At 74.3% G+C, this 11202-nt stretch carries 1 protein-coding gene; it reads right to left on the bottom strand.

Features of this window, described 5'->3' with window-relative positions:
• Positions 1 to 4: 4 nt before the first annotated feature.
• Positions 5 to 11179: a type I polyketide synthase gene (locus ABZ479_RS29590; protein ID WP_500464410.1), complete on the bottom strand. Its 11175-nt coding sequence runs from the start codon at positions 11177 to 11179 to the stop codon at positions 5 to 7.
• Between the last annotated feature and the right edge of the window lie 23 nt (positions 11180 to 11202).

Raw genomic sequence — 11202 nt, 5'->3', positions numbered from 1 at the left:
CACGTCAGGATCGGTTGCTGTCGTCGTCGGTGGCGCCGCCGTGGGACCCGTCGGGGTCGCCGTGGCCGTCGAGTGCCAGGTCGAGGAGGGCTTGGAGGTCCATCGCGTCGATGGAGTCCGCGGCGTCCGCGGGGTCGGCGGTGTCGGCCGCGCCGGCGGGTGTGTCGTCCGGGGCGGCCAGCCGCAGCAGGGTGTCCAGCAGCCCGGCTTCGCGGATCCGGCCCAGCGGGATGGTGGCCAGTGTCCGGCGTAGTTCGGCGTCCTGCGGGTCGGTGTCCACGGGGTGGGCGGTCGTGGTGCCGGCGGCCTCGGGGAAGAGGCTGTGCAGCAGGTGCCCGGTGAGGGCCCGGGGGTTGGGGTAGTCGAACACGAGGCTGGAGGGCAGTCGCAGCCCGCACGCGGCACCCAGGCGGTTGCGCAGTTCGACGGCGGTCAGGGAGTCGAAGCCGAGGTCCTTGAAGGCGCGTTCGGCGGCCACCGCGTCGGCGGAGGCGTGTCCGAGGGCTGCGGCCGCGTGCTCGCGCACGAGGTCCAGCAGGGCCGCCTGCCGGTCGTCGCCGGTGAGTTCGGCGAGGCGCCGGAGCGTCGCGGAGGACGGGTCGTCGGTGCCGTCCGCGGCGGCCGGCGGGTCGGCGCGCAGCGCGTCCCGGACCTCGGGAAGGTCCGCGACCAGGGGGCGGGGCCGGGCCGCGGTGAAGGCGGGTGCGAAGCGCGCCCAGTCCACCTCGGCGACGGTCACGGCCGCCTCGCGGCCTGCGACGGCGCGTTCCAGCGCCAGCAGGTTGTCGGCCGGGGCCATGGGCGGCAGGCCGCGGCGGCGCAGCTGCTCCTCCGCGTCGCCCTCGGCCGCCATGCCGCCGTCGGCCCACGGGCCCCAGGCGACCGCGGTCGCGGGCAGGCCCTGGGCCCTGCGGCGCTCGGCCAGCGCGTCGAGGAACGCGTTCGCCGCCGCGTACGCGCCCTGTCCGCCACTGCCCCAGACACCGGCGATGGACGAGAAGAGGACAAAGGCGTCGAGGGAGTCCGGCGTCCCGAAGAGCGCGTCCAGGTTCACGGCTCCGGCGGTCTTCGCGGCCACGACGTGGGAGAGGCCGGGCAGATCGGTGTGCGCCCCGGGGGGCTGGGAGACTCCGGCGGCGTGCACGACGGCGCGTACCGGGCTGCCCTCGGCGGCCAGTCCCTCGACGAGCGCCGCGAGCGCGGTCCGGTCGGCGACGTCGCAGGCGGCGAGCGTCACTTCGGCGCCGAGCCCGGACAGTTCCTTCTCGAGCTCCGCCGCGCCGGGCGCGTCGGCTCCCTTGCGGCTGACGAGGACGAGCCGCTGCGCGCCGTGCTCGGCGAGCCAGCGGGCCGTGTGGCGGCCGAGCGCGCCCGTACCGCCGGTGACCAGCACGGTGCCGCGCGGGGTCCAGGTCCCGGCGACCGGTCCCTGGGGCACGGCGTGCTCCAGGCGGCGTACGAAGGTTCCGGACGCGCGGACGGCGAGCTGGTCCTCGTCGCCCGCTCCGGCGAGCAGCGCGGCCAGGCGGTCCAGCGTCCGTTCGTCGCAGTCGGCGGGCAGGTCGACGAGCCCGCCCCAGCGGTCGGGGTACTCCAGGGCGACAACCCGGCCGAGGCCCCAGACGTGGGCCTGGGCGGCGCCGGTGAGCCCGTCCGCGGCGACGGCCGCGACGGCGTCGCGGGTCACGCACCACAGCGGCGCGTCGACCCCGGCGGCGTCGCCCGTCAGCACCTCGGCGAGCGCGGAGGTCAACGCGAGGCCGACGGGGACTCCGGGGTGCTCCGGGTGGGGTCGCTCGTCCAGCGCGAGGAGGGACAGGACTCCGGTGACGGTGTCGTGTCCGCGCAGGCGAGCGGCAATCGCCTCCGGGTCGGCGTCGGCGGAGTCGAGCACGACGGGTACGACGCGGGCACCGCCGGCCTCGATGCGCGCCGTCACGGCACCCACCCAGGGATCGTCGGCGTGGGCGGCCGGGAGGGCCACCAGCCAGACACCGGTGGTGGTGCCATCGCCGGTGCCGTTCCCGTTCGACCACGGTTTCCACGTGACGCGGTAGCGCCGGGCGTCCACCTGGGTACGCGCCTGCTGGTCGCGGCGCCAGAGCGAGAGGGCGGGCAGCAGGGCACTCAGCGGCTGGTCGGCGTCGATGCCCAACTCGTCGGCGATCCCCTTGGGGTCGGCGTTCTCGACGACTTCCCAGAAGCGGGCGTCCACCGCGTCACGTGTGCCGTCGACCGCGGGACGCGACGCCGCGGGCTCGGGCCAGTAGCGCTGCCCTTGGAAGGCGTAGGTGGGCAGGTCCACGCGGCGGGCGCCGGTCCCGGCGAAGAACCGGGCCCAGTCGACGGTGACGCCACGGGTGTGGGCCTGCGCGACGGCGGTCACGGCCGTATCCGGCTCGGGGCGGCCCTTGCGCAGGACGGGGACGAAGGCGGCGCCTTCCCCGGTCAGGCAGTCCTGGGCCATGGCGGAGAGCACGCCGTCCGGGCCCAGTTCCATGTAGGTGGTGACACCGGCCGCCTCCAGCGCACGGACGCCGTCCAGGAAGCGCACGGCCTCCCGCACATGCCGCACCCAGAAGTCGGGCGACCTCACCTCGTCCGTGACCAGGGCGCCGGTGAGGTTGGAGACCAGCGGAATGCGGGGCGCGCCGTAGGACAGCCCTTCGGCGACCTTCCGGAAGTCCGCCAGCATGCCGTCCATGTGCGGGGAGTGGAACGCGTGACTGACCGTCAGCCGCTTCGACTTCCGGTCCGGGAACGCCTCCACAATCCCCGCGGCAACGTCCTCGTCACCCGCGACGACCACCGAGCGCGGCCCGTTGACCGCAGCGATGCTCACCCGCTCGGCCAGCAGCGGCAGGACCTCGTCCGCCGACGCCTCCAGCGCGATCATCACACCGCCACCCGGCAGCGCCTGCATCAACCGCCCACGAGCCTGGACCAGCGCACACGCATCGTCCAGCGAGAACACCCCCGCCACATGCGCGGCAGCGATCTCACCCACCGAATGCCCCGACACGAAGTCGGGACGCACCCCCCACGACTCCAGCAGCCGGAAGAGGGCGACCTCCACCGCGAACAGCGCGGGCTGCGCGAACTCCGTCCGGTCCAGCGCCTCCGCGTCATCACCGAACAGCGAGTCCATTGCGAGCCGTTCACCGATCGCGTCCAGCGCCTCCGCGAAGACCGGATAGGCGTCGTACAGCTCGCGTCCCATCCCGAGCCGCTGGCTGCCCTGCCCCGTGAACAGGAACGCGAGCGGGCCGGCGGTGACCGTCGCCTGGACGAGGCCGGGGGCCTGCCGCCCCTCGGCGAGCGCCACGAGGGCCGTCTTCAGCCCATCGGTGTCGCCGGAGACGATCGCGGCCCGCTCGCCGAGGGCCGCCCGGGTGGTCGCCACCGAGTGGGCCAGGTCGGCGAGAGGCGCGGCGCCGGACTCGACCACCGGCAGCAGGCGTCGGGCCTGGTCGCGCAGGGCCTCGGGGGTCCTGGCCGAGAGGACGTACGGGAGGAGGCCGGGCGCCTGCGCGGGGACCTCGGCGGCCTCCGCGACGTCGCCCGGCGGCTGCTCGATGATCGTGTGGGCGTTGGTGCCGCTGATGCCGAACGACGAGATGCCGGCCCGACGCGGACGGCCCGTCTCGGGCCACTCCCGCTGCTCGGTGAGCAGGTCGATGTCCCCCGTCGACCAGTCGACGTGCGGAGTCGGCTCGTCCACGTGGAGCGTGCGGGGCAGCGCGCCGTGCCGCATCGCCATGACCATCTTGATGATGCCCGCGACACCGGCCGCGGCCTGCGTGTGCCCGAGGTTGGACTTGATCGAGCCGAGCAGCAGCGGCTGCTCCGGCGAGCGGTCCTGGCCGTACGTCGCCAGCAGGGCCTGCGCTTCGATCGGGTCCCCGAGCCGGGTGCCCGTGCCGTGCGCCTCCACCGCGTCCACGTCCGAGGCGGACAGCCCGGCGCTCGCCAGGGCCTGGCGGATCACCCGCTGCTGCGACGGGCCGTTCGGCGCCGTCAGGCCGTTGCTCGCACCGTCCTGGTTCACCGCCGAACCGCGCACCAGCGCCAGCACGGGGTGCCCGTGGCGCCGCGCGTCCGACAGCCGCTCCACCAGCAGCATGCCCACGCCCTCGCTCCACCCCGTGCCGTCGGCCGCGGCGGCGAACGCCTTGCAGCGGCCGTCGGGCGAGAGGCCGCCCTGGAGGCTGAACTCGCTGAAGGTGGCGGGGGTGGACATGACGGTCACGCCGCCGGCCAGCGCCACGGTGCACTCGCCGTTACGCAGCGCCTGCACCGCCCAGTGCAGCGCCACCAGCGAGGACGAGCACGCCGTGTCCACGGTCACCGAGGGGCCTTCGAGCCCCAGCGCGTACGAGACACGCCCCGACATCACACTGCCCGCGTTGCCCGTCATGACATGGCCCAGAACGCCGTCGGTGCCGTTCCGCTCGAGCTGTGCGTCGTACCCGGTGTACGCGGCTCCCACGAAGACGCCCGCCTGGCTGCCGCGCAAGGTGGTCGGGTCGATGCCCGCGCGTTCGATCGTCTCCCAGGCGGTCTCCAGGAGGAGCCGCTGCTGCGGATCCATGGCCAGCGCCTCACGCGGCGATATCCCGAAGAAGTCGGCGTCGAAGGTGTCGGCGTCGTAAAGGAAGCCGCCCTGGAAGGTCTGCGCGTCGCCGTGGGCGAGGAGTTCCGCGGTGTCCCAGCCCCGGTCGCCGGGAAGGCCGGAGATCGCGTCGCCGCCGGTCTCGACGAGGTGCCACAGGTCCTCCGGGCTGCGGACGCCGCCCGGGTAGCGGCAGCCCATGGCCACGATCGCGATGGGGTCGTCGTCTGCGCCGACCGTGCGCGATCCGGTCGGCGCGAGGGCGGTCCCGACCCCGTCCGCGTTCCCGTCGGTGACGTCGCCGACGAGTTCCTGGCGCAGGTGGCCGGCGAGCGCGGTGGCGGTCGGGTAGTCGAAGACGAGGGTGGCCGGCAGGCGCCGGCCGGTCGCGGCACCCAGCAGGTTGCGCAGTTCGACGGCGGTCAGCGAGTCGAAGCCCAGTTCCTTGAAGGAGCGGTCCGGCTCGACGGAGGCCGGACCCGGGTAGCCGAGCGCGACGGCGACCTGCTTGCGGACCAGATCCAGCAGGGCACGGTCGCGTTCGGCCGGGGCGAGAGCCGCCAGACGTGCCCGCAGCCCGTCCTCCCCTCCGCCGCCACCGGCGGCGGCCGCGGCCCGGCGCGTGGGGGCACCCACGAGACCGCGCAGCAGCGGCGCCAGGGCACCTGACCGGGCCTGACCGCGCAGGACCGCGAGATCGAGCTTCATCGGCAGGAGCACCGCCGCGCCGACGGACAGCGCGGTGTCGAAGAGGGCGAGGCCGTCGTGGCTGGAGAGGGCGCCCACGCCGTCTCTGGCCATGCGCTGGAGATCGCTCTCGTCCAGGTGGGTCGCCATTCCGCCCACCTGCGGGGCCCACAGGCCCCAGGCGAGGGCGGTGGCCGCGAGTCCCTGGGCGCGCCGCTGCTCCGCGAGGCCTTCCAGGAACGCGTTGGCGGCGGCGTAGTTCGCCTGCCCGGGCGCTCCGAGGGCCGCGGCGATCGCCGAGAAGACGACGAAGTCGGCGAGGTCGAGCCGGCGGGTGAGGTCGTGCAGGTGGAGCGCCGCGTCGACCTTCGGACGCAGGACCCTCTCGAGGCGCTGCGGGGTGAGGGAGTCGATGACGCCGTCGTCGAGGACGCCCGCGGTGTGCACGACGGCGGTCAGGGGGTGCTCGGCCGGGATGGAGTCGAGCAGGGCGGCCAGCGCGTCGCGGTCGGCGGTGTCGCAGGCGGCGACGGTGACCTCGGCGCCCAGGGCGCGCAGTTCGTCCGCGAGTTCGCGGGCGCCGGCCGCGGATTCACCGCGGCGGCTGGTCAGCAGCAGGTGGCGGGCGCCGCGCGCGGTGACGGCGTGCCGGGCGACGAGACCACCGAGGGCACCCGTTCCGCCGGTGATGAGGACGGTGCCGTCCGGGTCCCAGTCACGGGGAACCGTGAGCACGATCTTCCCCACATGGCGTGCCTGGCTCAGATGACGGAACGCCTCGGGCGCCTGACGCAAGTCCCACGCCGAGACCGGGAGCAGGTGCAGGGCACCGGACCGGAACAGGGCCAGCAGCTCGGTGAGCATCTCCTGGATGCGGTCGAGGCCGGCCTCGGTCAGGTCGAAGGCCTGGTAGGTGACGCCGGGGTGGGCGGCGGCGACGTCCTGCGGCTCACGGACGTCGGTCTTGCCCATCTCCACGAAACGTCCGCCGCGCGGCAGCAGCCGCAACGAAGCATCCACGAACTCCCGCGCCAGGGAGTCCAGAACGACGTCGACACCCCGCCCGCCGGTCGCGGCGCGGAAGGCGTCCTCGAAGTCGAGGGTGCGGGAGGAGGCGATGCGGTCGTCGGCCAGACCCAGCCCGCGCAGGGTGTCCCACTTGCCGGGGCTCGCGGTGGCGTACACCTCGGCACCCCAGTGGCGGGCGAGCTGGACGGCGGCCATGCCCACGCCGCCCGCCGCCGCCTGGATGAGAACGGACTCACCGCCGCGCAGTCCCGCAAGGTCGTGCAGCGCGTAGTACGCCGTCATGAAGACGATCGGCACCGACGCCGCCTCGGCGAACGTCCAGCCCTCGGGCATCGGGGCGACCATCCGGCGGTCGACAACGGCCAGCGGGCCGAACGCACCCGGCAGCATGCCCATCACACGGTCGCCGGGGGCGAGATCGGTGACACCCGGACCGGTCTCCACGACCAGGCCCGCACCCTCGACGCCCATCAGGCCCGCGTCACCCGGGTACATGCCCAGGGCGTTCAGGACGTCGCGGAAGTTCAGGCCGGCCGCTCGGACGGCTACCCGCACCTCACCCGGCGCCAGCGCCGCCTCGGACTCCGGGCTCGGGACGAGCACGAGGTTGTCGACCGTACCCCTGTCCCGGATGTCCATGCGCCAGGCGCCGGTGTCCGCCGGCGGGGTCAGCGCCGTCGTGGCGGGGACCCGGGCCAGCCGGGGGGCCTGCACCATGCCGCGGCGAATGGCGAGTTGGGGCTCGCCGCTGGCCAGGGCGGCCGCGAGCGCCTGCGCCGAGGCGGGGTCGTCGTCGAGGTCGACCATCACGAAGCTGTCCGGGTTCTCGGACTGCGCCGAGCGCAGAAGTCCCCGCACCGCGCCGCCCGCGAGATCCGTCACCGCGCCACCGGGCACCGTCGTCACGGCACCCGACGTCAGCCACACCAGCCGCGCGTCCGCGAGGCGCTCGTCCGCGAGCCACTCCTGCACGGTCGCCAGCGCACCCCGCACGGCCGAATGCACCGTATCGGCCACACTGCCGTGTTCCGTCGCCGGCAGGTGGACGAAGACGGAGTCGAAGCTCCGCTCCCCCGCCGTCAACGCCTCGCGGAGCGCGGCAAGATCGGCGTACTCCGCCACCTCCGCACCCGTGGCGGCCAGGCCCGGTTCGTCCCGGCCGAGCACGGCCCAGCGCCGTCCCAGCGGGCCCTCACCACGCCCAACGGTCACAGGCGACCATTCCACGCCGAACAGCGACTCCAGGTGGGCCGCTTCGGCGACGCGTACCTGCTCCGCCGAGACGGTGCGCAGGGCGAGGGCGTCCACGGTGGCGACGGGTGCGCCGGAGGTGTCGGCGATCTCCAGGCGTACGCCGTCCGTGCCCGTGCGCGCGACGTGGACGCGCAGCGCCTCGGCGCCGGCGGCGTGCAGGGTGACCCCGGTCCAGGAGAACGGCAGGCGTCCCACACCCACGGTGCCGCCGAGCCCGCCCAGCGCCAGCGCGTGCAGGCAGGCGTCGAGCAGGGCCGGGTGCAGGCCGAAGTCCCGCGCGGCCGGGGCGGTCCCCTCGGGCAGCGCGACGTCGACGTAGACGCTCTCCCCGTGCCTCCACGCGGCCGTCAGACCGCGGAACACGGGCCCGTAGCCCATGCCGAGCCCGGCCAGCACGTCGTAGAGGTCGTCCGATTCGGCGGGTTCGGCGCCCGCCGGGGGCCACTGGGTGAACTCGAAGTCCGGGCGCGCGGCACCCCGGGCGAGGACGCCCTCGGCGTGCCGCACCCACGGCTCGTCGCCGGCGCCGTCCTGGACGCGGGACGCGAGCGTGAACGTGCGCCGGCCGGTGCCGTCGGCGTCGGGCGCGCCCACGTGGATCTGCACCTGCACGCCGCCGCGCTCGGGCAGCACCAGCGGGGCCTGGAGGGTGAGTTCCTCCAGCACGTCGCACCCGACCTGGTCACCGGCGCGTACGGCAAGTTCCACGACGGCCGCGCCGGGCAGGATCACGGAGCCCCAGACGGTGTGGTCCGCGAGCCAGGGGTGGGTGTCCAGGGAGAGGCGGCCGGTGAGCAGGAACCCTTCGCCGTCGGCGAGGGCGACGGTCGCGCCCAGCAGGGGGTGGTCGACGGCCTCCAGCCCGGCGGCACGCACGTCCCCGACGCCCGGGACCGGCGGCTCGATCCAGTAGCGCTGCCGCCGGAAGGCGTAGGTGGGCAGGTCGACGCGCTGCGCGCCGGTCCCGGCGAGGTACGCCTGCCAGTCGACAGCGACGCCCCGGGTGTGGACGTGGGCGAGCGCGGAGGTGGCGGTCTCGGCCTCGGAACGGTCCCTGCGCAGGACGGGGACAAAGGCGGCGCCCTCGCCGGTCAGGCACTCCTGCGCCATCGCCGACAGCACGCCGTCGGGGCCGAGTTCGACGTACGTGGTGACGCCTGCGGTCTCCAGGGCGCGGACGCCGTCGAGGAAGCGAACGGCTTCGCGGACGTGCCGCACCCAGAAGTCGGGCGAGGTCATCTCGTCGGTGACCAGGGCGCCGGTCAGGTTGGAGACCACGGGGATGCGCGGGGCTGCGAACGTCAGCCCGGACACCACCTCGCGGAAGGCGTCCAGCATGCCGTCCATGTGCGGCGAGTGGAACGCATGGCTGACCGTCACCCGCTTCGACTTCCGGTCCGGGAACGCCTCCACGATCGCGACAGCGGCATCCTCGTCACCCGCGATCACGACCGCCTGCGGCCCGTTGACCGCCGCGATGCTCACCCGGTCGCTGAGCAGCGGCAGGACCTCGTCCTCCGACGCCTGAAGGGCGATCATCACGCCGCCGGCCGGAAGCGCCTGCATCAACCGACCCCGCGCCTCGACCAGCGTGCACGCGTCGTCCAGCGACAGCACCCCGGCCACATGCGCGGCGGCGATCTCGCCCACCGAATGCCCGGACAGGAAGTCCGGCTTCACACCCCAGCTTTCCAGCAGCCGGAACAGCGCCACCTCGACCGCGAACAACGCCGGCTGCGCGAACTCCGTCCGGTCCAGCGCCTCAGCGTCTTCCCCGAACAGCACATCCAGACCCAGCCGTTCACGCACGGCGTCCAGCGCCTGCGCGAACACCGGATAGGCGCCGTACAGCTCCCGCCCCATCCCCAGCCGCTGACTTCCCTGCCCCGTGAACAGGAACGCCACCTTGCCCTCGGCCGGCGACCCCGTCACCACACTGGCGGCCGGGTCGCCCTCGGCCAGCGCGTTCAGCGCGGCCAGCAGGCCCGCGCGGTCCGCGGCCACGACCACCGCACGGTCCTGGAACGCGGCACGTCCCTGCGCCAGCGAGTGGGCGACGTCCACCGCGCGCAGCCCGGTGTGCTCGCCCACGTACGCGGACAGGCGGCGGGCCTGGTCGCGCAGAGCCTCCTGCCCCTTCGCCGACAGCAGCCACGGCACCACGCGCGCCGGTGCGACGGGCTGCGGCTCCGGGACCTCCTCGGGCTCCGGGGCCTGCTCGATGATCGTGTGGGCGTTGGTGCCGCTGACGCCGAAGGCCGACACGGCGGCGCGGCGCGGTGCGCCCGTCCCGGGCCACGGCATCCGCTCGGTGAGCAGGGCGACGTCGCCGGCCGACCAGTCGACGTCGGGGGTGGGCTCGTCGACGTGCAGGGTCTGCGGCAGCACGCCGTGCCGCATCGCCATGACCATCTTGATGACGCCCGCGACACCGGCGGCCGCCTGGGTGTGGCCGAGGTTGGACTTCAGCGAACCGAGGCGCAGCGGGTGGCCCTCGGGGCGGTCCTGGCCGTAGGTGGCCAGCAGGGCCTCCGCCTCGATCGGGTCCCCGAGGCGGGTGCCCGTCCCGTGGGCCTCGACGACGTCGACCTCGGCGGCGGAGAGCTGGGCGTTCTCCAGGGCCTGGCGGATGACGCGCTGCTGCGAGGGCCCGTTGGGGGCGGTGAGACCGTTGCTCGCACCGTCCTGGTTGACGGCCGAACCCCGCACCACCGCCAGCACCGGGTGCCCGTTGCGGAGCGCGTCGGACAGCCGCTCGACGAGCAGCACGCCGACGCCCTCGGACCATCCGGTGCCGTCGGCGGAGGCGGCGAAGGACTTGCAGCGCCCGTCGGGGGCCAGGCCGCGCTGACGGCTGAACTCGACGAACACGTCGGTGTTGGGCATCACGCACACGCCGCCGACCAGGGCGAGCGAGCACTCGCGCTGGCGCAGCGCCTGGGTCGCCAGGTGGAGGGCGACGAGGGAGGACGAGCACGCGGTGTCGACGGTGGCGGCCGGGCCCTCGAGCCCGAAGACGTAACTGACACGGCCGGACAGGACACTGGTGGCGCCGCCCGTCAGCAGCAGCCCTTCCAGCTCCTCCGGGACCTCCCTGAGGTCGGCTCCGTATCCCATCGCGCTGGCACCGACGTAGACGCCGGTACGGCTGCCGCGCACCGTCGAGGGGTCGATGCCGGCGCGCTCGAACGCCTCCCAGGCGACCTCCAGCAACTGGCGCTGCTGCGGGTCCATCGCCAGCGCCTCGCGCGGCGATATCCCGAAGAACGCGGGGTCGAAGAGCGTCGCATCGTCGAGGAATCCACCGCCGGTGTTGTAGAAGGCACCCTTGCGGTCGGGATCGGAATCGGTGAGGGATTCGACGTCCCAGCCGCGGTCGGCGGGGAATCCGGAAATGGCGTCGCCGCCCTCGTCGACCAGTCGCCACAGGTCTTCCGGCGACCTGACCCCGCCGGGGAAGCGGCAGCTCATCGCCACGATGGCGATGGGCTCGGCGGCGTCGGCCTCGATCTCCTGGACGCGGCGGCGGGACCGGCGCAGCTCGGCCGTCATCCACTTCAGGTTTTCGAGAAGCTTCTCTTCGTTCGCGCTGGTCACCGGAACGTCACCCCCTGGGGAAT

Origin of the sequence: Streptomyces sp. NPDC005722 (assembly GCF_040630935.1) — a bacterium.
In the GTDB taxonomy this organism is placed as follows: Bacteria; Actinomycetota; Actinomycetes; order Streptomycetales; family Streptomycetaceae; genus Actinacidiphila.
This window is presented reverse-complemented; position numbering and strand designations above follow the sequence as displayed.